Origin of the sequence: Afifella sp. JA880, from assembly GCF_025379905.1 — a bacterium.
GTDB lineage: Bacteria > Pseudomonadota > Alphaproteobacteria > Rhizobiales > Afifellaceae > Afifella > Afifella aestuarii.
This window is the reverse complement of record NZ_JAOANH010000003.1, coordinates 769,411-789,242: the sequence shown is the minus strand read 5'-3', so window position 1 is coordinate 789,242 and position 19,832 is coordinate 769,411. Positions and strand designations below refer to the sequence as shown.

At 63.9% G+C, this 19,832-nt stretch carries 19 protein-coding genes and 1 tRNA gene; 10 read left to right on the top strand and 10 right to left on the bottom strand.

Features of this window, described 5'->3' with window-relative positions:
- Positions 1–10: 10 nt before the first annotated feature.
- The 3 genes from NYQ83_RS16645 to NYQ83_RS16635 all read right to left on the bottom strand — a co-directional run bounded on the left by NYQ83_RS16645 (position 11) and on the right by NYQ83_RS16635 (position 4,881).
- Positions 11–1,663: a glycosyltransferase gene (locus NYQ83_RS16645; RefSeq protein ID WP_261215953.1), complete on the bottom strand. Its 1,653-nt coding sequence runs from the start codon at positions 1,661–1,663 to the stop codon at positions 11–13.
- A 63-nt stretch (positions 1,664–1,726) separates the two neighbouring features.
- On the bottom strand, positions 1,727–3,112 hold the full coding sequence (locus tag NYQ83_RS16640; protein WP_261215952.1) for an HlyD family type I secretion periplasmic adaptor subunit: 1,386 nt from the start codon (positions 3,110–3,112) through the stop codon (positions 1,727–1,729).
- The gene (locus tag NYQ83_RS16635) at positions 3,109–4,881 is read right to left on the bottom strand and encodes a type I secretion system permease/ATPase (RefSeq protein ID WP_261215951.1); all 1,773 of its coding nucleotides are present in this window, start codon (positions 4,879–4,881) and stop codon (positions 3,109–3,111) included. Before NYQ83_RS16635 ends, NYQ83_RS16640 begins: the two co-directional genes overlap by 4 nt.
- Before the next feature lie 330 nt (positions 4,882–5,211).
- Between NYQ83_RS16635 and NYQ83_RS16630 the strand changes: the two genes are divergently transcribed.
- From NYQ83_RS16630 to NYQ83_RS16610, 5 genes are all read left to right on the top strand, one after another.
- The gene (locus NYQ83_RS16630) at positions 5,212–6,363 is read left to right on the top strand and encodes a class I SAM-dependent methyltransferase (protein ID WP_261215950.1); all 1,152 of its coding nucleotides are present in this window, start codon (positions 5,212–5,214) and stop codon (positions 6,361–6,363) included.
- Between the two features lies 1 nt (position 6,364).
- A complete protein-coding gene (locus NYQ83_RS16625) occupies positions 6,365–7,462 on the top strand; it encodes an acyltransferase family protein (protein WP_261215949.1) in 1,098 nt (365 codons plus the stop codon).
- Positions 7,463–7,804: 342 nt separating this feature from the next.
- A complete protein-coding gene (locus NYQ83_RS16620; protein ID WP_261215948.1) occupies positions 7,805–8,746 on the top strand; it encodes a glycosyltransferase in 942 nt (313 codons plus the stop codon).
- 99 nt (positions 8,747–8,845) lie between these two features.
- Positions 8,846–9,628, top strand: coding sequence for an ABC transporter permease (locus NYQ83_RS16615; RefSeq protein WP_261215947.1), 783 nt, complete (start codon positions 8,846–8,848; stop codon positions 9,626–9,628).
- Complete coding sequence (locus NYQ83_RS16610) at positions 9,628–10,347, top strand: ABC transporter ATP-binding protein (protein WP_261216233.1); 720 nt, start codon at positions 9,628–9,630, stop codon at positions 10,345–10,347. The genes NYQ83_RS16615 and NYQ83_RS16610 overlap by 1 nt, the downstream gene beginning before the upstream one ends.
- Before the next feature lie 203 nt (positions 10,348–10,550).
- Here the strand turns inward: NYQ83_RS16610 and NYQ83_RS16605 are convergent, their stop codons facing one another.
- The 3 genes from NYQ83_RS16605 to NYQ83_RS16595 form a co-directional block, all read right to left on the bottom strand.
- Complete coding sequence (locus tag NYQ83_RS16605; RefSeq protein WP_261215946.1) at positions 10,551–11,096, bottom strand: DUF2231 domain-containing protein; 546 nt, start codon at positions 11,094–11,096, stop codon at positions 10,551–10,553.
- Between the two features lie 258 nt (positions 11,097–11,354).
- The gene (catB, locus tag NYQ83_RS16600; RefSeq protein ID WP_261215944.1) at positions 11,355–11,993 is read right to left on the bottom strand and encodes a type B chloramphenicol O-acetyltransferase; all 639 of its coding nucleotides are present in this window, start codon (positions 11,991–11,993) and stop codon (positions 11,355–11,357) included.
- A 193-nt stretch (positions 11,994–12,186) separates the two neighbouring features.
- A tRNA-Ser gene (locus tag NYQ83_RS16595) sits at positions 12,187–12,276 on the bottom strand.
- A 296-nt stretch (positions 12,277–12,572) separates the two neighbouring features.
- Here NYQ83_RS16595 and NYQ83_RS16590 point away from each other — a divergent pair.
- Positions 12,573–12,896, top strand: a complete 324-nt coding sequence (locus NYQ83_RS16590) for a hypothetical protein (protein WP_128291915.1) — start codon at positions 12,573–12,575, stop codon at positions 12,894–12,896.
- 62 nt (positions 12,897–12,958) lie between these two features.
- Positions 12,959–13,624: a peptide-methionine (S)-S-oxide reductase MsrA gene (gene msrA / locus NYQ83_RS16585; RefSeq protein WP_261215942.1), complete on the top strand. Its 666-nt coding sequence runs from the start codon at positions 12,959–12,961 to the stop codon at positions 13,622–13,624.
- Between the two features lie 71 nt (positions 13,625–13,695).
- Here the strand turns inward: msrA and mepA are convergent, their stop codons facing one another.
- Entirely contained in the window at positions 13,696–14,733 is a 1,038-nt protein-coding gene (gene mepA / locus NYQ83_RS16580) for a penicillin-insensitive murein endopeptidase (RefSeq protein WP_261215940.1), read from the bottom strand.
- 114 nt (positions 14,734–14,847) lie between these two features.
- On the opposite strand from mepA, the gene NYQ83_RS16575 reads away from it, so the two are divergent.
- A complete protein-coding gene (locus NYQ83_RS16575; RefSeq protein ID WP_261215938.1) occupies positions 14,848–15,786 on the top strand; it encodes a glycosyltransferase family 2 protein in 939 nt (312 codons plus the stop codon).
- 30 nt (positions 15,787–15,816) lie between these two features.
- Here NYQ83_RS16575 and NYQ83_RS16570 read toward each other — a convergent pair whose 3' ends face one another.
- Positions 15,817–17,049, bottom strand: a complete 1,233-nt coding sequence (locus tag NYQ83_RS16570; protein ID WP_261215936.1) for an extensin family protein — start codon at positions 17,047–17,049, stop codon at positions 15,817–15,819.
- The gene (locus NYQ83_RS16565; protein WP_261215934.1) at positions 17,042–18,031 is read right to left on the bottom strand and encodes a L,D-transpeptidase; all 990 of its coding nucleotides are present in this window, start codon (positions 18,029–18,031) and stop codon (positions 17,042–17,044) included. Before NYQ83_RS16565 ends, NYQ83_RS16570 begins: the two co-directional genes overlap by 8 nt.
- 337 nt (positions 18,032–18,368) lie before the next feature.
- Between NYQ83_RS16565 and NYQ83_RS16560 the strand changes: the two genes are divergently transcribed.
- Both NYQ83_RS16560 and NYQ83_RS16555 read left to right on the top strand, forming a co-directional pair.
- Complete coding sequence (locus tag NYQ83_RS16560) at positions 18,369–18,593, top strand: hypothetical protein (RefSeq protein ID WP_261215932.1); 225 nt, start codon at positions 18,369–18,371, stop codon at positions 18,591–18,593.
- A 21-nt stretch (positions 18,594–18,614) separates the two neighbouring features.
- On the top strand, positions 18,615–18,791 hold the full coding sequence (locus NYQ83_RS16555) for a DUF1328 domain-containing protein (protein WP_128291908.1): 177 nt from the start codon (positions 18,615–18,617) through the stop codon (positions 18,789–18,791).
- Positions 18,792–18,922: 131 nt separating this feature from the next.
- On the opposite strand, the gene NYQ83_RS16550 is transcribed toward NYQ83_RS16555, so the two are convergent.
- Positions 18,923–19,783, bottom strand: a complete 861-nt coding sequence (locus tag NYQ83_RS16550; RefSeq protein WP_261215930.1) for an SDR family oxidoreductase — start codon at positions 19,781–19,783, stop codon at positions 18,923–18,925.
- Between the last annotated feature and the right edge of the window lie 49 nt (positions 19,784–19,832).

The window sequence follows — 19,832 nt, the reverse complement described above, 5'->3', positions numbered from 1 at the left end:
CGTCCACCCTCTAGGCCGGCTCGGTTTGTGGCTCGCCCCAGGCCGGCTCATCGCTCAGGCGCGCGACGCGCTCGGCCTCGAGCGCTTCGTGATTTAGCAACAGGCCTGCGTACCATGCGGCCTCTCCGCTCGCGTGGTCAGTGCGCATGCGCCGTGACGCAACTTCGTCATAGGCCGCCCGGGCGATTTTTCCGCGCCGCTCGCGATCGTCGATCAGGGCCCGCAGATGCTCGCGGAGCTGTTTCGCCGATTTGTAGAGAAGCCCCGTCTCGCCATGGCGGACGACATCGCCATAAATCACCGGGCTCGCGACGACGGCGACGGAATAAGCACCGCACTCGATGAACTTCAGGTCGCTCTTGCAGCGGTTGAAGAGATTGTCTTCGAGCGGCAGCCAGGCGATATCCGCCTTCGACAGGAGCGCCTTGTATTCCCTGAACGGCAGGACCGGCTGGTAATGCTTGTCCTCCGCCTTCACCGCCTCGAAAAACGCACGGTCGAAGACGACGTCGACGCGAAGCCTGTCCGGTCCATAGCGGGAGACGACCTCGTTGACGGCATCGATATAGGGGGCCCAATCCTCTTTGCGGTTGAGCGCGGCAAAGAGAAGCCTGACCGGCCCCTGCCGGGACTCGACGGGCCGAAACGGCGGCAGAGCCTCGATCTGGTTGGGCGAGACGAAGACGTTCGGATTCCACTCGCGGATGATCTTGGCGAGCGTTTCCGTCGAGGTTCTGACGGCATGCGCGGAGCGGAAGGTGAGGTGGCCGTTTTCCGCGATCGCCGGCCAGCGCATCGGATTGTCGTCGAACTCCACCACGAGGAGCTTGTGGGTTTCGAGAATCTGTCTGTAGACGGGAAGCGATTCCTCGCGCGTCAGGATCGGCCGCTGCCAGACGAAGACATCGCGCGTCCCCTGGCTCGGGCGCCTGGGCGTGGGGCCGAGATCGTCGATCATGAACTCGGGCAGCGTGCCAAGCGCTGCAAGCGGCGCCTGCATACGGACGATTGCCATCGCATCGGGCTTTGAAGCGAGCGTCTTGCCGGTGAAGCGGATGATCCTGTCCGGCACTCGGCGCGGGCGCGTCTGGGCGGTGAAATGCGACGCCGCGAGCCGCCGGAGCGCGGTCTCGCCATCGACCTTCAGCGCGGCGCAGAGCGGCCGCACGGCCTTTGCCGTCTCTTCGCCGAGCCCTGGTCCCGCCTGGATCGCGACGATGCGTGCAAGCGGTGCGCCGGCGCGTTTCGCCATCTCCTGCAGCTCTTCGGGATCAAAACCGGCTCTGGCGCCATCGTTCTTGCCGGCGAGGAAGGCCTGCAACCGCGGCCAGAAAAACCGGTTGGGCACGAGCAGCGCGCAGACACCCCCGTCGCGCACGCGCGGCGCCAGCGCCTTCAGCGCGGCTTCCGCCTCATCGGGCGTGTCGGCGGCAAGTGTGGCGGCATCATAGGGGCCCGTCTCACAGCTGGAAGCATCGCCCGGCATGTCCGCAGCGGGCGTGGCGCTGTCCGCGCGGTCGATCTCGATTTTTGGGTTGCGGGCCCGCAGCAGCGCCTCGAGCCCCGGCACGGGCCGCCCGGCGAGGAGGACGCGGCGCGCCGTGATCGGCAGCTGCGCCGCAAGCCTGTCGGCCAGCATGCCCGGCGTCTCGCTCTCGCCCATTCTCTCCCCCCGGCCCCGCTCCGGTCGCCCGTCTTCAGGCTTCTTCTCGTGTCTGCGCGCGGCTCAGCCGACGAAGGCCTTGTCGCGCATGTCCTGATAGGGCTCGATCAGATATTCCAGGAAGGTCTTGTTTTCGAGCTCGAAATACACCTGCCCCACATTACCCGGCATGACCTTGCCGTACTCTTTCAGGCTCTCCGGGTCGACGGAGGCACGCACCTTGTAAAAATAGCGGCCGGTCTTTTCGTCCTGCTCGCTGTCCGGCGAAATGTAGCTCACCTCGCCGTCCAGAATCTGGATCGCCTTGGAGCGCTCGCGCGAGGGGAAGCGGATCGAGACGTGCTGACCCTGGCGCACGGAATCGATGTAATGAGGGTCGACCATCGCCTCGATGCTCATCGGCACGCCTTCCGGCAGGATCTCGAAGATCGGATCACCCGGCTTGATCACCTGGTCCTGCGTGTTGACGGCGACATTCACGATCGTGCCGGAAACCGGCGCACGCACTTCCGAACGCTTCGTCACATCCGAAAAATAGCGGATATTCGAGGAGAGCTCGAAGATGTTGGAGCGCAGATCCGTGATCTGCTGGGCGACTTCGTTGGCCCGCTGCGACAGGGCCCGGTTCAGCTGTTCCTGCGTCTCGTTGATGGTGGAGCGCTTGTCGTCCATCTGAATGAGCGTCTGGCGGACATTATCCTGGTCGGACGCGAGCTGGCGGTTGAGAGCGAAATTGCGATCGCGCGTCGTCAGGCCTTTGTCCAGAAGGTCGCTCGAAACGCGCACCTCTTCCTGCGTCGCCTCGACGCGCTCGCGCCGCTCCGTCAGCATCTCTTTCAGATTGTCGAGAAGCTGCTGATTGTTGTCGATGCGCTGGTTGAGGATCGTTTTCAGCGACGTCATCTCCGCCGTCTTGGCTTCGAATTCCTCGCGCTGCGAACTCGCCGTGTCGGCGAGCTCCGGCTCTTCGGCGATGCGCCGCTCCAGATCCGGCGGCAGGACGATCTCGTCGTCGCCCCGCTGCTCGGCGAGATAGCGGGCAAGCTTCACCCGGGCGACGTCGCGCTGCATCTGCGCGGTCGCAAGCTTCGCCTCCGCGCTCGTCACGTCGATGCGAGCCAGAAGATCGCCGGCCTTCACCTGCTCGCCTTCCTTCACCAGCACCTCGTTGACGATGCCGCCTTCCAGATGCTCCACGATGCGGTTCTTGCCCTGGGCCACCAGGCGGCCATCGGCCATGAAGGCGCCGTCGATCGGGGCGGAGACGGCCCAATAGGTGCCAAGCCCGACGAAGCAGAACATGGCGATGATGGCGAGCCGGTAGGCGCGCGTCAGCTTCAACGGCACTTCGTGGTGCCAGGCATGGTAGAAGGGCTCGTCGTCCTTGCGGGGCTTGCGGGCCGTTGGGGCCGGCTTGCCATACATGCCGATCGCCTGCAATTCCTTCACGATGCGGACCCTCCCGCGCCGGCCGCGACCTGGCCGTCCGTCTTGTCGTTCGCCTCCTCGGCGCCTTTCGGCTGCTGGATCTGGCGCACGGGCCGCCGTTCCACGCTCGCCGGCTTCACCACCTTGGGCAGAACTTCCTGGCGCGGCCCGTAATTCTCGATCGTGCCGTTCTTCATCAAGAGCACGCGGTCGACGACCTGCAGCAGCACCGGGCGCTGCGTCACGAGGATGATGGTGGCCCCACGCGCCTTGGCGCGGCTCACCGCGCCCAAGAGGATGTGGTCACCCTCCTGGTCGAGATTGGAATTGGGCTCGTCGAGGAAGATGAGCCGCGGATTGCGGTAAAGCGCGCGGGCGAGCGCAATCAGCTGCTTCTGGCCGCCCGACGGCTGCATCCCGCCCGTGCCAATGCGCGTGTCGTAACCGCGCGGGAAGCGCAGGATCATCTCGTGGATGCCCGCCTGCTGCGCCGCCTCGACGATATCGGTGTCCGACGCGTCGGGATCGAAACGGGCGATGTTCTCGCCGATCGTACCGGGGAAGAAATCAACCGCTTGCGGCACGTAGCCCATATATTCGCCGAGCTGGATGCGGTTCCAGTTGCGCATGTCGGCACCGTCCAGGCGCACATGGCCGGCATTCGGCATCAGACCGCCGGCAAGCAGGCGCAGAAGGGTCGATTTACCGGCGCCGCTCGGTCCGATGATGCCGATGGTCTCGCCGGCTTCGATGCCAAAGGAGATGCGCTTGATGATCGCCTCGTCGGAGCCGCGCACGCCGAAGACGAGCTTCTCGACCATGAAATTGCCTTTGGGCTCCGGCAGGGCCGTCCTTTCCGGCTCGACATAAAAGCCGATCAGCGCATCGCGGACGCGGTTATGAGCGGACCAGGCGTTCGTCAGCGCGCTCCACGAGCCGACGAGACCGTCGAGCGGCGCGAGGGCCCGGCCCCCGAGCATCATGCAGGCGAAGACGACCACCGCCGCGACATCGCCCTCGAGCGCCAGAAAGGCGCCGACACCGAGGATCGAGGCCTGCAGGCTGAAGCGCATGAAGCGGGAAAAGCCGCCGAAGAGCGCACCGACCGTCTGCAGGTTGACGAAAGCGGTGAGGCCGCGCGCATTGAGGCTGCCCCAGCGCGCGATCGCCGTCTTCTGCAGGCCGAGGACGCGCACCGTTTCGGATTGTTCGATATGCGATTGCAGGATCCGGTTGGCGCCGCGCTGGGCGTCGTTCTGCACTTCGATGCCACGCTTCATGGCGCGCTGCTGGAGGATGGCGACGACGACCATCACCACCATGCCGCAAGTGATCAAAATCCCGAGCGCAATGTCGACCATGAAGAGGACGGCGACGAAGATCGGGATGAACGGAGCCTCGGCCACCGCGGCCAGCGCGCGCGAGCCGATGAAAGTCTTCACCTGCCGCACATCCTGCATGAGCTCCATGCCGGAGGATGCATCGCGGCTGCCATCCAGGAAATGCGCGTAAACGACTGGCCCTGCGAGCATGGCTTCGTATCGCGCGGCCGCCCGCGCCAGGACCGCCATGCGCAAGGCCTCGAAAATGCCGTAGGTCGCAAAAGCGATGAAGGCGAGGATCGAAAGCGCAATCAGCGTTTCCTCGCTGCGGCTCGGCAGCACCCGCTGAAACACCTGCATCATGTAAAACGGCAGCGCCAGCATCAGAACGGAGGTGATCCCGCTCATGATGAACACGCCAATGAAGGCGCGGCGGACACTGGAGGTCGCGTGGTCAAGTTCTGTCATTGCGCTGCCGAACACCCGTTGCGGAAGCCGTCAGCGGCTTTCCGCAAGATGGAAAGGAGACTCCCGAAACCAAACCCGCGTCCCGGGTCGTTCCTGGCCGCCGGAAAGCGGCCACCGTCGCATGCCAGACCGCTTCTATTCAAACCCATGCCTGCAATAGCATCTGGGATAGATTATCAGCTAGCACATGCTAACGAAGTCTCACAAGCACAGCGTTTCGGACGATATTGCGGCGAAACGATGAGAGATTCGTGCCACACGCTGCCGACCTCAGTGAAGAGGATCGTCTCGCCTGGACAAGATCGTCACGCAACTCGTATAGGCGCCCCCATGATCCACCTCGACAGCCACCCAACTGCCGAGCTCTCGACGCCTTACGACGTGTTCGAGGGATGGGTTGCACATTCCTCCGGGGGACCCCTTGATCTCAGACTTGCCGGCGTGCCACTTGCGGTCAGCAAGGTGGTGCGCCCCGATCTCGGGCAAGGCGGGATCGGCTTTCGGGCCTATGTCGATCTCACGCGGCTCGACGCGAAAGCTCTGAACGCGCCATTGCCCCTCATTGCGGAAGTGGATGGCAATCCGGCCGGCGCGCTTGAGGTCACGATCGCGCCCGATCTTGCCGACACCGTCGCAGCGGCGCGTTCTGCCAAACTTCGCAAGCGGGACTGGCTCGTCGACCATCTGCGGCACTGGCAGAGCCGTGAAGCCGGGGTGGAGAAAGACGAAGCGCTTGTCTTTCCGCAGGCTGGCTTTTCCACGCCGCTTCCACCCTCCGGCGCCGTCAATATGCTCGATCCCGCTTATGGCTTCTCCGGAAAGCTTGCTGACAAGGCCGACGGGGTTTCCGACCATCCCTATCCGAGCCTTCTCGAAACCCAGCTTGCCGCGGCGCGGCACGAAAACTTCATGGCGCTCGATTTCGGCGCTGGCTTCAAGCGGATCGAGCGGCCCGACGTGATCTACATGGAGATCTTCGACTATCCGTCGACGGACCTCCTTACCGTCGGCCAGGCTCTTCCCTTCGCGGACAACACCTTCGACATGGTGCTGACGCTCGCCGTGCTCGAGCATGTCGATGATCCCTTCACTTGCGCAAAGGAAATCGTGCGTGTGCTGAAGCCGGGCGGATTGCTGTTTTCCGGCATCCCCTTCATGCAGCCCGAACACGGCTATCCGGACCATTATTTCAACATGACGCGCTCAGGTCATCGCCGGCTCTACGGAGCGGAAATCGAGGTCATAGAGCACATCGTCGACGACCACCAGCACCCGTTCCGCTCGCTGCAATGGATCTTGCGCTCCTATATGCAGGGGCTGCCGGAGGACGCGCGCCCGGAATTTGCCGAGATGAGTGTGCGCGACATTCTGACGAGCCGCTACTGGAAGGCGCGCCAGCAGCCTTTCGTCAAAGATTTGAGCGAGACGGCCCAGTTCGAACTCGCCTCGGCCACGACCTTGATCGGCCGCAAGCGCGGCTGACATGTTCGACCGCCTGCGGACCGCCCGCGACGAGAGCCAGCCTTGGCCAGGTCCCGCCCCCGTTCCCGCGCATATCCCGGCGCTCGACGGTCTGCGGGGCGTGGCGGCAGTCATCGTCATGCTCTCGCATGTGGCGAACGCCACGGGCATCGCGCAGGACTATTTTCAGCGCGGCGGCGGTCAGATCGGTGTCATGATCTTCTTTGCGCTGTCGGGCTTTCTGATGGCGCATATCTATTTCGAAACGCCGCCACGGCCGTCTGCGCTCTACAAATATCTTGTGGCCCGCGTCGCCCGTGTCGTGCCGCTTTTCCTCGCCGTGGTCTTTCTCTCCTACGCGGTGACGCGGTGGAAGAGTGGCGAATATCCCTTTGTCTATTCCATCGACGGCGCCGATCTCATCGACCACCTGCTTCTGCGACGTGGCGAAAACGTGCTTTGGACGATCCCGGTCGAGCTCCGCTTCTACGCGCTCTTCCCGCTCTTCTGGATCCTCTATCGCGTCTCGGGCAATCTCGCCCTCGTCGCCTGCCTGGCGATCGCGCTCGCCTATTATCTCCTGCCGCCCTTCTCCATGCCGGTCATGCATCTCGGGCATTACTTCGTCATCGGCATGGCCACGAAGCTTTTGTCCCAACGCATCCATTTCGCTCCGAAGCTCAACGATGCGGGCTTCCTCGGCTCCGCCGCTATGATCGCATTCCTCTTTCCGATGCCGTTCATCTGGCTGTTCGGACATACCCCACGCATGTGGTGGGAGCCGCAGATCGCTGTAGCCGTCTTCTTCCTCCTCTTCTTCACCCTGCGCAGCGATCTCGCCGCAGGTCTTCTCGGCACGCTCTGGCTGCGCAAACTCGGCGACATCTCTTATTCGCTCTACCTCACGCACATGCTGGCGATCGGCAATCTGCGCTACATCCTCGAACCGCAGACCCATCCCGTCCTTTTCGCGGTTTCGGCCATCACACTTGCCATCCTCCAATCCTTCGTGATCTTCACCGTCTTCGAGAGACCAGCGCGCCGTCTCATCCGACACCTTGCAGGACCGAGGCGCCGGCCTGCCATGCGCTCCGCGCCGAGCGCGCCGCGGAAGGGTTGACAGAGCGCGCGACGACGATGATGCCTTGGCCGCGACCGACCAAAGCCGCCCGTCGATCCCTTGATGCCTCAAAATCACCCTATTGCGCCGGACATGAGCCTCGTCGATTTTCAACCCAGGGTCAGCCGGCTTGCCAGTTCTGCCAGACGCTCCGCACTCCTTCGCATCGCGACGCTGCATCGACGCCTCGGGAGACGTCGCGAAGGTGACGTCTGTGAGGCAGGGGCGTGCCGCCTTCCGGCATCGCGGTTCGGCGCGATGAGCGCCATCTCAAAGCGGCACGGCACACGAATGCGAGCAGCGCCGGATTTTCACCAAAGCGGGGCGGCGTAGACGATGTCCTTGTCGCGAATTGAACCGGATGCGCCGCGGACCGCCGTCCTCCTGTCGGTCTACAACGGTGAGCGTTTCCTGCTGCCGCAAATCCAATCCCTGAAAAACCAGACCGTCACGCCCATCGACCTTTGGATCTCGGACGATGGTTCCTCCGATGGCTCCGACAAAATCCTGACGGAGACGGAACGGCAATGGGACAAGGGAGCCTGCCGTCGCCTGGCGGGGCCACGGAATGGCTTCGCGGCAAACTTCCGAGCGCTTCTCGCCAATCCCGATATCGAGGCCGATTACGTCGCCTTCTGCGACCAGGACGACCTGTGGGACGAGGACAAGCTCGCCGCTGCGCTCGCCTGGCTCGCGGGCGAGAACCCGAACACGCCGGCGCTCTACTGCACCCGCACGCGCCTCATCGCCGAGGACGGCAGTCTCCTTGGCTATTCACCGCTGTTCCCGCGCACACCGAGCTTCCAGAACGCCATCCTGCAGAGCATCGCAGGCGGCAACACCATGGTCATGAACAGGGCCGCCCACGAGCTGATGCGGGAAGCGTCCCGCCGCAGCGACTTCGTGAGCCACGATTGGTGGTGCTATATGATGGTGACGGGAGCCGGCGGACGGGTGCATTACTCGCCCGAAGCGCGCATCGGCTACCGTCAGCACGGCTGCAATCTCGTCGGCGCCAACTCCTCCTGGCCCGCCCGTCTGCGCCGGATCACCTTCCTCACCAAGGGCGGCTTTCAGGGATGGAACGCGCATAATCTCGCCGGTCTTCGGGCCTGCTGGGATCTCTTGACACCGGATGCGCGAAACGTCATCGAACGCATCGAACAAGCGCGCTCCGGCCCGTTGCCTCGACGGCTTTCCGCGCTTTGGAAATCCGGCGCTTATCGACAGACCGTCTACGGAGATATCGGCCTTTATGTCGGCTGCATCATCAATCGCCTATGACGCTGCCATCCTGTCGCGCCGACGCGCGCCCGAGGTCGCCCCGGCGCAGGGGCGTGCTCAGGCACTTCCGGCGGCACGGCGTTGCGTGAGGCAACGGCAATGCTGAAATGGCTGTGGGCCGCATTTGCGGATCTGCGCGAAGGGATCGCCTTCCGCCGCGCCTGGATGGCGCTCGCGGGCGAGGACATCACCGATCAGCACCGGCGCACGGCGCTCGGTCCGATCTGGCTTCTCATCAACTACCTCGCCTTCGTGGGCACGTTCATCGCCATCTTCGGGTATGCGCGCGGCGCCGGCTTTTCGGCCTATGTCGCGCTCGGCTTCTTCGTCTGGATGTATCTGTCGGAAGTGATCAACCAGAGCATCTCGCTCTTCGTGCGTGAGGAGAACTTCATCAAGGGCACGCGCCTGCCCCTCTCCGTCTACGTGTTCCGACTGACCATGCAGTCGCTCATTCGCGCCGGCTACGCCCTCATCGGCCTTCTCGGCCTGCTCTTCATTCTCGGAACGCCGATCACGGTGGCCTGGATATGGTCGCTTATCGGCATTCTTCTGATCATCGCGATCACCCCGGCCGCGATCACGGTCCTTGCCGTGGCCGGGGCCTTCTTCCCCGACCTGCAGTTCGTCGTCGGCAACATCATCCGGCTCGGTCTCTTTCTCACGCCGATCTTCTGGTATCCGGCCGAGGGCGCCATCCGCGGGCATTTCTATTTCTGGAACCCGTTCACCTATTTCCTCGAAATCGTGCGCGTTCCGATCACGGACGGCATCTTGCCGCTGCATGCCTTCTATGTCTGCGGCCTGATCGGCGCCGTTTCGTGGCTCCTGGCTCTCTGGAGCCTCGGCCGTTTCCGTCGGCAGATCATCTTCGTCCTGTGATGCCCTCCATTCATCTCGACAATGTCAGCCTCGTCTACCGCGTCCGGCACAAGCTGAGCTTTCGCCCAACGGACCGCAGGCTGAGCCCGCCCGGCGGCGTCATCGGCGGCCGCGGAACGAAACGCTTCGTCACCGCGCTCGATGGCGTCAGCCTCGATCTCAAGGCCGGCGACCGGCTCGGCCTTGCCGGTCCAAACGGAGCGGGCAAGACGACGCTGCTCAAGGTCATCTACGGCGTCTATGAGCCGAGCGGCGGCGTCGTAAAGATCGACGGGCGCGTCGATGCCCTCTTCAACATCACGCTCGGCTTTCGCGGCGAGGCGACCGGCCGGCGCAATGTCGAACTCCGCGGCCTCATCAACGGCTGGAGCAAGGAAGAGATCGCCGAGCGCATGCCCGAGATCATCGAGTTCAGCGAGCTCGGCGAATTCATCGACATGCCGCTGAAAGCCTACAGCCAGGGCATGGCGGCGCGCCTCGCCTTTTCGGTCGCGACGAGCTTCGAACCCGAAATCCTGGTCATGGACGAGTGGATCGGCGCCGGCGACAAGAGCTTTCAGGACAAGGCGGCGAGCCGCATGAACGCGCTTGCCGAAAAGGCCGGCATCATGATCCTCGCCAGCCACAATCCGACGCTCCTGAAGCGCACCTGCAACAAGATCCTGACGCTTGAAAAGGGAAAGATCAAATCCCTGGAGCCGACGGCGTCGACGGAGTGAAACGCGTTCTCCGGTCGTCCCGCAAAGCGCCCCTCCGGCGAATGGTGTAGCCGCGGCACTTTTTTGGAACTCTCACCAGGGTGACGAAATCCCCAGGCGAGGCCGGTCACGGCGATGCCGGCCTCGGGCCGCAATGACATCACTGTCTCGGATCCATTGGCTCCGGCCGACCGCTCCGTGAGGGCGCGCATGAGGATCATCGCTCAGGAGGAGTGAGACGTATCCTCAGCCGGGCGGATTCCCACCCGGTAGACATAGACGAGATGCCCTCCGGCCCAGCCCGTCACCAACAAGCCGACAGCCATGACCAATGTCAGCGTCAGCCCCCAGGGCAGAACGCCTGCCGCCGGATCAGCTGCGCGCATGTTCCAATTGAAAATCGCCAAGACCAAAGCCGCGGAATTTCCACCGGCGTGAAGCCATCCGACGCGGTTCTGCGCTGCCCTGATGCTCATCAGGTCGATGGCGCCGATCAAGGCTGCGGCGAGGCCGCCCAAAATACCGACGATGAGAAGCGTCACCGACGCCCGCGCCCAAAACGCATCTCCTGTTCCCAGGAAAACGAGATCGGAAACTACCAGCAGAAGAAATGCACCGATCGGAATCGGCACAAGCATGGGATGGACTGGATGGCCTTTGATGGCGGCGAAACTGCCCTTGGCAGCACGCGAGCCGGCGGGGAGGTCTGGACGGGTGTTTTCTGGCACGAAATTGCTCTTGCTGTAAGTGTTCGGTGCAGCTTCGAACACTGCGCAAATTTTCGGGTTCCCAGTTCAGCACGTCTCACCCCCCAGAAAATCTTTATCCGGCGTGATATTCTGGAAGTAGAAACGTATCTTTCGTGAGGATCTCACAGACACCAAGATTACCCTGCAGGCATTGTCCTCAGGCAATCGGACCGAGACACGCGGACGGTGAGTCGATGCGGAACACGAAAGAGCCCTTGATGCGGAGGGGTCTGCCAGTCCGCTTCTGAAAAGAGGACGTGTAGAAGGGCAAAGGGCGCGTCACTCCGCCGGTTCGATGACCGTCTGCCAATGGCGATGAAGGGCCGCGACGTCGCCGCTCGTCAGGATCGGCATGGCGTCCTTCAACGCCTCGTCGTCCCAATCCCACCAGCGGAGTTGGAGGAGCTGTGCGATGGCGGCGTCGTCAAATCGCTTGCGGATCACCTTGGCCGGGTTGCCGCCCACGATGGCGTAAGGTTCGACGTCCTTCGTGACCAACGCCCTGGTTCCGATGACAGCACCATCTCCGACCGTGACGCCCGGCATGATGATCGCCTCGGATCCGATCCACACATCGTTGCCGATCACCGTATCGCCGGCCGGCTGATACCCATTCTCGGATCCTTCGAAAGCGGGAACCTCGGGCATCCAATAGAACGGGAACGTGCTGATCCAATCGTTTCTGTGGCCCTGGTTGCCGGCCATGATGAAGGCCGCGCCCGAACCGATCGAACAGAACGAGCCGATGATGAGCCTGTCCACGCCTTCGTCCGGCAAGAGGAAGCGAGCGCATTCATCGAAGCCGTGGCCGTGATAATAGCCGGAATAATAGCTGTAGCGACCGACTTGGATGTTCGGGTTGGTGACGAGACGATCAAGAGTAATGCCCCTGAAGGGGCTTTCAAAGACATTTGCCATAGCAAGTACCGTGCGTTCGCAAGCCGCATATGCGGCAACGCTTCACCCGGAAATCTGCGGGCGAAGGTGAGCAAGCGATCTCCGGGATCACTTGCCAAACGCTTCTGACGTCAGAGACGCGGAAGCGGTATGCGGGTGGTACAGTCTGCGAACTTCATATCGTCGCCATGCGGCGCAAATCGGCGCACGAAAATGGCGGAGGGAGAGGGATTCGAACCCTCGAGACGGTTGCCCGCCTACACGCGTTCCAGGCGTGCGCCTTCGACCACTCGGCCATCCCTCCGGCGAGGCTCCCCTTTAGCGATGCCGCGCCCTGAGGGCAAGGCGGAGAGCACGAATTCGTCGCTGTTGCGGTCAGCGTCGTTTCGGCCTTCTGCGACGGGCGCCCAATCTTGCGATCGGGAGCGGCCGCGGCGGTCCCGCCAAGCCGTCCGGTCGGTGACCGGGCACCCAGACGAGGCCTGATGCGAAACGTCGAAGACCGAGCGTCGACGAAAAGCCGGAGCGCGATTGCACGCGAGCCGGCGCGGCCCTACCTAATGAGCCAGGAATGAAACCTCAAGTGCTGCGCAAGGCCAGATGATCCGCTTTCTTCTTCGTTTCCTGGCCATCTGGCTCGCTGCCGCAGGCCTCGTCATGGCCGTCATCGACGCGGCGAAATCGATTGCCGAATCACGCCTCGTTCTCACGCCCTTTGCCGAGACCTGGGCGAATTGGGCGGCCGCGAGCCTCGATGCCGCACATCATGCCGTTGCCGACAAGGTGCCGTGGCTCTGGGCGTTTCTCGAGAAGGTGGTGCTGACGGCACCGACCTTCGCCGTCTTGCTCGTCGTGGCCGCGCTCCTCTTCTGGCTCGGCCGGCCGCGGCGGCGTTTCACCTTCGCGCATGAGCGCGACCTTTAAACGGGGTGGTCTCCAGTCCCCGCCGAATTCACACAACGCGACCTCCAGAAAAGGATCCCCCCATGTTCCCCTTCGACCGGCTCGCCAAGAAGACCGATCTCCCGAAGCCCGAAGAGGCGTTGCCCGGCCGCACCGAGGCTTTGCCCACGGCCGAGACGCATTTCGTCAATGGCCGGGCTCTGAAAGGGCCCTACCCGGAGGGTCTCAAGACGGCGATCTTCGGTCTCGGCTGCTTCTGGGGGGCGGAGCGCGTCTTCTGGCAGGCAGACGGCGTCTATGTGACTGCGGTCGGCTATGCGGGCGGCGCCACGCCGAACCCGACCTACCGGGAAGTCTGCACCGGCCGCACCGGCCACAATGAGGTGGTGCTCGTCGTCTACGACCCGAATGTCATCAGCTACTCGAAGCTCCTCGCCCGCTTCTTCGAGGCGCATGATCCGACCCAGGGCATGCGCCAGGGCAACGATGTCGGCACGCAATACCGCTCAGGCATCTACGTCTTCGACGAGGAGCAGAGGCAAAAGGCCGAAACGGCCAAGGCGGCCTATGCAAAGGTTCTGCAAGAGAAAGGCTTCGGGCCGATCACGACGGAGATCGTCGATGCGCCCACCTTCTATTTCGCCGAGGATTACCACCAACAATATCTGGCGAAAAACCCTGGAGGCTATTGCGGCCTCGGCGGCACCGGCCTCTCCTGCCCCTCCGTGCCGGAGAATGCGGCCGCCTGATCAGACGAGATTGCGAATTCCGCCGTTCTGAGAACGGCGGAGCTCCTGCGTGTCCCCTCGTCGGAAGAGCTTCAGCGGATCACGGCCGGCCGCGCCTGCGGCAGGGTATGCGGCATCGACGGCGCACCGGGCGCTCCGACATCAGGACGAAGCGCAACGGCCTTGGCCGCCACGTCGGCCGGAACGTCGTCGCCATAGGCAGCAAGTGCCGTGATCGCGCCAGACTTGTCGCCCGCAGCCAGCACCTGGCGGCAGGCGTTGGGCAAATCGTCGAGCGTCGTTTCGCGCTTCTTCGCCGGCTTCTTGCTGGGCTTGGCCTGGCGATAGGGTTCCTTCGAGTACCACCAGGCGAGCGGTGCGCCGCAGCCGTCGTCCTTGCCCGTCGCGCGCTGCGGCTCGCAACCGGGCGAGCCTTCCGGGCAAAAGAGGCGCACATGGATGTGCTCGTTATGGCCCCAATAGGGACGCACCTTGGCAAGCCATGAGCGATCGCCCGTCGCCGTCTCGCAGAGCGTCTTCTTGATGCCGGGCGCCACGAAGATGCGCTGGACATCGGGATAGGACGCAGCGCGTTTGATGAGCCTTGCATGCGCGCCCGTCCAGCGTCGCGGATCGACCTCGTGCGGCCCGACTTCCACGACGGGAATCGCCGACATCGTCTCGCGTTCCTTCGCCGAGAGACGGCGCTGCGGCATTGGCTGCAGCCAGATGTCGATGTCGAGACCGACCTGATGCGAGGCATGACCTGACACCATCGGGCCACCGCGCGGCTGCGACATGTCACCGAGGAGAAGCCCCGGCCAGCCGTCCTTGGTGGCGGCCTCGCGCCCCAGCCACTCGATGAAATGAATGAGATTCGGATGGCCCCAGATGCGATTGCGCGACAGGCGCATCGCCTGCCAATAGGGGCCGTCGATGGTGATCGCCTCGCCTCCCGCCAGACATCCTTTGGAATAAAACCCGACCGCCGCGGCGCGCCCTTCGGAGGGAAGCTTGGCGGCCCCGAAATAGCGCTTGGCCGGAATCTGGTCCGCCAGACCCGCGGCCGGCCAGCCCGCCAGGAACAAGGCGCTGAAGGCAAAAACCAGTCTTGGGACGAATCGTAGCATTGTCCAATGCTATCATGCCGATGCCCTGATCCGAAGTCGGCGCCTTACTCTCCTTTAACGCTTTAGAAGCTATCTTTGGCTTGCGTTTGCGCGGCATTAAGGGGAAGCGTCGAAATGAGCGAGTTCACCGCCTGCGAGGGCCTCGGCGTCGCCGTGCTTCTGCCGTGCCGCAATCAGGCGGCCACCATCGAGAACGTGGTGCGCGGCTTCCGTGAAGCCTTGCCCGATGCACGCATCTATGTCTTCGACGAGAATTCCTCCGACGACACCGCCCGTCAGGCGCGAAAGGCCGGCGCACGCGTTCTGCGCGGTCCAAGCCATGCACCGAACCATGCGCCGAACCAGGCGGTGTGGCGCATGTTCGCCGACATCGACGCCGACATTTACCTCCTTGCCGCAGGCGACGGGTCCTGCGATCCGACCGATGCGAGTTCGCTGATCAATGCCCTTTTGACGGAACGCGTCGATATGGTGGTCGGCACCTCGGCGACCCTCGGCGGTTGCGACGCCGACGATCTGCGCCACGGCGCCGGCAGTGTCTTTGACCTCTACCGGCGCTTCTTCGGTACAGGCCTATCGGCGCGCACCTCCATCTACCGTGCTCTCAGCCGCCGCTTCGTCAAAAGCTTCCCCCCGGTCTCCGAAGGGCTTTCCCCGCAGACCGAATTGTCGCTGCATGCCAGCGAACTCATGGTGCCGGTCGCGAGACTGTCGCTCGATGGCGGTCAGAACACGAGTGAGCGCAAGCCGGCAGAGAATGTGCGGCACGCAATGGGCGAAGTCGCCACCTTCCTGCGTGTCATGCAGGTCGCACGACCGCTCCCCCTCTTCGGTGTCGCGGGCCTTCTTCTCGGCCTCTTCGGGTTCCTCGCCGCGCTTCCGGCGCTCTTCGATGGAGATTCTGTGCAGGCGGGCGCAGTTCTTTCGGCGAGCGCCTTCGTGCTTGCCGGGATTTCCCTCTCCTGCGGGCTCATTCTGGAGAGCCTGCGCCGGTCGCGGCTCGAGCAGAAGCGCATCTTGTTTCTGAGCGTGCCGGCACTCCCCATTCAGTAGCCGGGTCCGCCTTTCCGCCGTCGCCGCGGGTTATTGGCAGATGCGGTAGCCGTTGCTCCGCGCCTTCAGATCGAAATGGAAATGCGTGGCATGGGCGGCGTTGGCTCCGGGTCCAAGGACCGTGGTGAAATATTTGCAGGCGCCTTCGCGGATCCGCTTCTGAAAGCGGCTCGCGGCTGCATCCGCATCCTCCCGCTCCTTCACGGAAACTGGCGAACGGCTCTTGAAGGTGATGGCGCTGACGTCGATTGCATTGGCGAGCGCGTGCTCTGAGATCTTCGCGCCCGGGCGATTGTAGCGCGTGCGGCACACATAACCGGAGGCCTGGATCACGCCGCGCAATTCAGCGCCGTCGAGAAGTTCTTTGGCTGCTGGCTTCACCACCTCCTTCAGCCAGGTGGCGAGGGCCTCCGTCGCCGCGCAATTGAGCGTGACGGGAGGCGAGATGGCGACGCCAGGCGCAAGTTCCTCGACCTCGATCGGATGAGCGATCTCGCAAGCGCCGCCATCGGTGATCGCCGGCTCCTCGTCGAACTCCACACCGAGAGCTCTGAGGCGCCAGACACATTGACGAAATTCCTCAGCGGCAGCCGCCTTGGCCGCCTCGTCCTCTTCCGGCACCTTCGAGGCCTCTTCGCTGGACTCATCCTCCGGCGCCGCAGGGTGTTCATCAGGGCCTTCAGACGGCGTCTCCGAGGGGGGCTGAGCAATCAGCGGCTCCACCGGCTTCGGCGCATCTTCCGGGCGGGCCTCCGGGAGGGAGGGCGCGTCGCTTCCAGCAGCCTCGCCCGCAGGTTTTTCCGACGTCTCATCCGCAGGCGCCTCATCTTCGCCGTCGGTGGCTGGTTCAGCCTGGGAGGCGTCCTCGTCCTTCGGTGGCTGGTCTGCCTGCGTGTCGTCTGGAGATGGCGGCGCAGGTCCATCCTCGTTTTCGGGCTCGGGCGCGTCTTCCGTCGCCGGCGACGCAGATCCCTCGTCCGCCCTCTCCGCCTCACCCTGTGGTCGGATATCCGGGACGGGCGGGGCCGCGCCCACGTCCTCGCCCGAGCCTTCGGGCCGCGGCTTCGGGGCCGCGGGGGCGCCGTCCGGCTTGCCCGCTGAAAAAGGTGAAGCGGACGGCTGAGCCGCTGCGGCAGTCCCTTCCGCATCCGCCGCCTCCGCCGGGCGTGGCTGAGGCTTCAGCGGCGGCGTTTGGGCCCCCGCTGTGCCGACGCTTAGCGCCAGCATCAGCGCGAAACCCCAGACCGGAAGATGGCTAGTCAAGAAATTCCACCTTCGTGCCCGGCTTCACCATATGGGCGAGCTCGGTGGCGTCCCAGTTCGTCAGACGCACGCAGCCATGCGAAAAGGTCTTGTCGATCGCCTCGGGCGCGGGCGTGCCGTGAATGCCATAAGTCGGCTTCGACAGATCGATCCAGACCGACCCAACCGGCCCGTTGGGACCCGGCGGGATCGTCAAGACATCGCGATTGTCGCCCTGCTGGAAGTTGACGTCCGGCCGATACGTGTAGGTCGGGTCCAAGGCGACACCTTCCACCTCGACCGTGCCGCTTGGCGAGGGCGTATCGGAACTGCCGATGGTGGCGGGATAGACGACGAGGAGCCGGCCCGCGGCGTCGTAGCCACGCAACGCCGCAAGCCCCTTATCGGCTTCGATCCGCACCACCTTGCCTTTGACATCGCCACCCGGCGCAGCAACGGCAATGGTCGTGCCCGCGACAGAGAAATTGGCCTCCGGGTTGAGCGCCTTCAGAAAATCCTCATCCATATGGAAACGCTCGGCGAGCATTTCGGACGGACTCGTGAAGGAGAGCCGTTCCATCGCGGCCTTCTCGCGGTAGTCGGACGGAATCGAAGGCGCGAAGGGACCCGCCACATCCTCTTGCGTGATGCGATATTGGGTGATGACGGGCGTCGTGTCGTTTTGCGCGATCTCGGCCCAGAGCGTCGCTGACAGCTGCCCGTCCGGAACCTCTTCGCGCGACAATTGAAAATTCTGCACGGCCTTTTGGACGTTGTCGCCCCAATAGCCGTCGATCACCCCCGGCGAAATTCCAGCCCGGTCGAGAAGCACCTGCAGCTTCACGATGAACGGATCGCGATGCTTGGAGACGAAGACATGATCGTCGGCGAAGTTCGCGGCATTGATCGTGTCAGGCGTGACCACGGGGGCCGCCATCTCCTGCTCGCCGAGCGGAACCGCTTGGAGCGGCTCTGTCGTGGTGCCGGCCGGCGCGTCGCCCAAAGCCGGGTCATTCGCGGAAGGCTGGGATGGGGCCGGCGACGGGCTCTGGGGCGACTGGACGGGAGGCGGCTCGACGCCTGGGGGCGGAGCCACAGACGGCGGAGCAGGCTCGACGATGACCGGCGGCGCGGACGGCGCGGGAACTCCCGGCGGAGGTGGGGCTGCAGGAGGGGGAGGTGCCGGCTCGCCGGGCGCCGGGGCCGGCCCGAGGAGCACAGATCCCGGTGAAACGCCGGGGGGCGCTTCAAGCACCTCCTGCGACACGGCCGGCGAGATGAGAAAGGAAACAGCGGCGACACCGAGAGAGACCCGGAGGGCAAAGCTGCAGGCAAAGCGGATGGACATCAAAAAAGATCGGAAAATTCTTGTTTCAGTTGAAGGACAAACGCCGATCCTCCGGAAACGCTCCCATGCGGCTGCCTTTGCGGCTCTGATGGTCGCGCCACCGTTTGCAGCCGGTGGTCGAGACCAGAAACCGATGGCAGGCCACCAAACACCGCACAGACCGGCGGAACAAGGCGTCAACACGGCGGTTAATTCCGACAGGTGCAACGACACCTGAACCTACCGGAGAATTTCCACCATGCTGAAATGGGCCCTTATCTTTGCCGTGATCGCGGTCATCGCCGGCGCACTCGGCTTCAGCGGGATCGCTGCGGGCGCTGCGACGATCGCGCGCTTCCTGTTCTTCATCTTCCTGGTCGTCGCCGTCATCTTCTTCGTCCTGATGCTTCTGGGCGTCGGCGCCGTGGCAGTTTAAGGACGGGTTTCTGCGCGGGCCGTGCCTGGCGCGGCCTGCAGAGCGATCCGATATGACGAAGGGCCCTGCCGCGGCAGGGCCCTTTTGTTGCCGGCGTCGATGGTCGGCAGGCAGCGGGCGGCAGACGGCGCCTAGCCGCCGATGATGTCGCCGCCGTTCGGGTGCAGCACCTGACCGGTCATGTAGGAAGAATCGGCGCAGGCGAGGAAGAGCACAGCCGGCGCCACCTCGTTCGGCTGCCCGGCGCGGCCCATGGGCTGGTTGGCGCCGAAATTCGCCACCTTGTCGGGCGGAAAGCTCGCCGGGATGAGCGGCGTCCAGATCGGCCCCGGCGCCACGCCGTTGACCCGAATGCCCTTGTCGGCGAGGTTTTTCGACAAGGAGCGGGTGAGCGCCAGGATCGCCCCCTTGGTCGAGGCATAATCCATCAGAACTGGCTGTCCGCGATAGGCGGTGATCGACGTCAGATTGATGATTGCATCGCCCTTCTTCAGATGCGGCAGAGCCGCCTGCGTGATGAAGAAGATGCCAAAAATGTTCGTGCGGAAGGTGCGCGTCAGCTGGGCTTCGGATATCTCTTCAAGCTCTTCCGCCATATGCTGCTCGCCCGCGTCGTTGACGAGAATGTCGAGCCCGCCAAATTTCGACACCGTTTTCGCAACCACATCCTCACAGAAGCTCTTGTCGCCGATATCACCGCGGAAGGCGATCGCCTCACTCCCCTCCTCTTCGATCATCCGGCGCGTCTTTTCGGCGTCTTCGTCCTCGTCGCGATAAAGGAAGGCGATTTTGGCGCCCTCGCGCGCAAAGAGGATCGAGGTTGCCCGCCCGATGCCCGAATCGCCGCCGGTGATGAGCGCGACCTTGTCCTTGAGCCGTCCGGAGCCCGGATAACGGGGCATGTAATCCGGCTCAGGCGTCATCTTGTGCTCATCGCCCGGTTGATGTTCCTGTGCCTGCGGCGGACGCTCAGTGTCGTGCCTGTCGTTCATGGCTTTCTCCCTCGTTCTCGAGGGGGAAGAGAAGCGAGCGGGTGCGGTT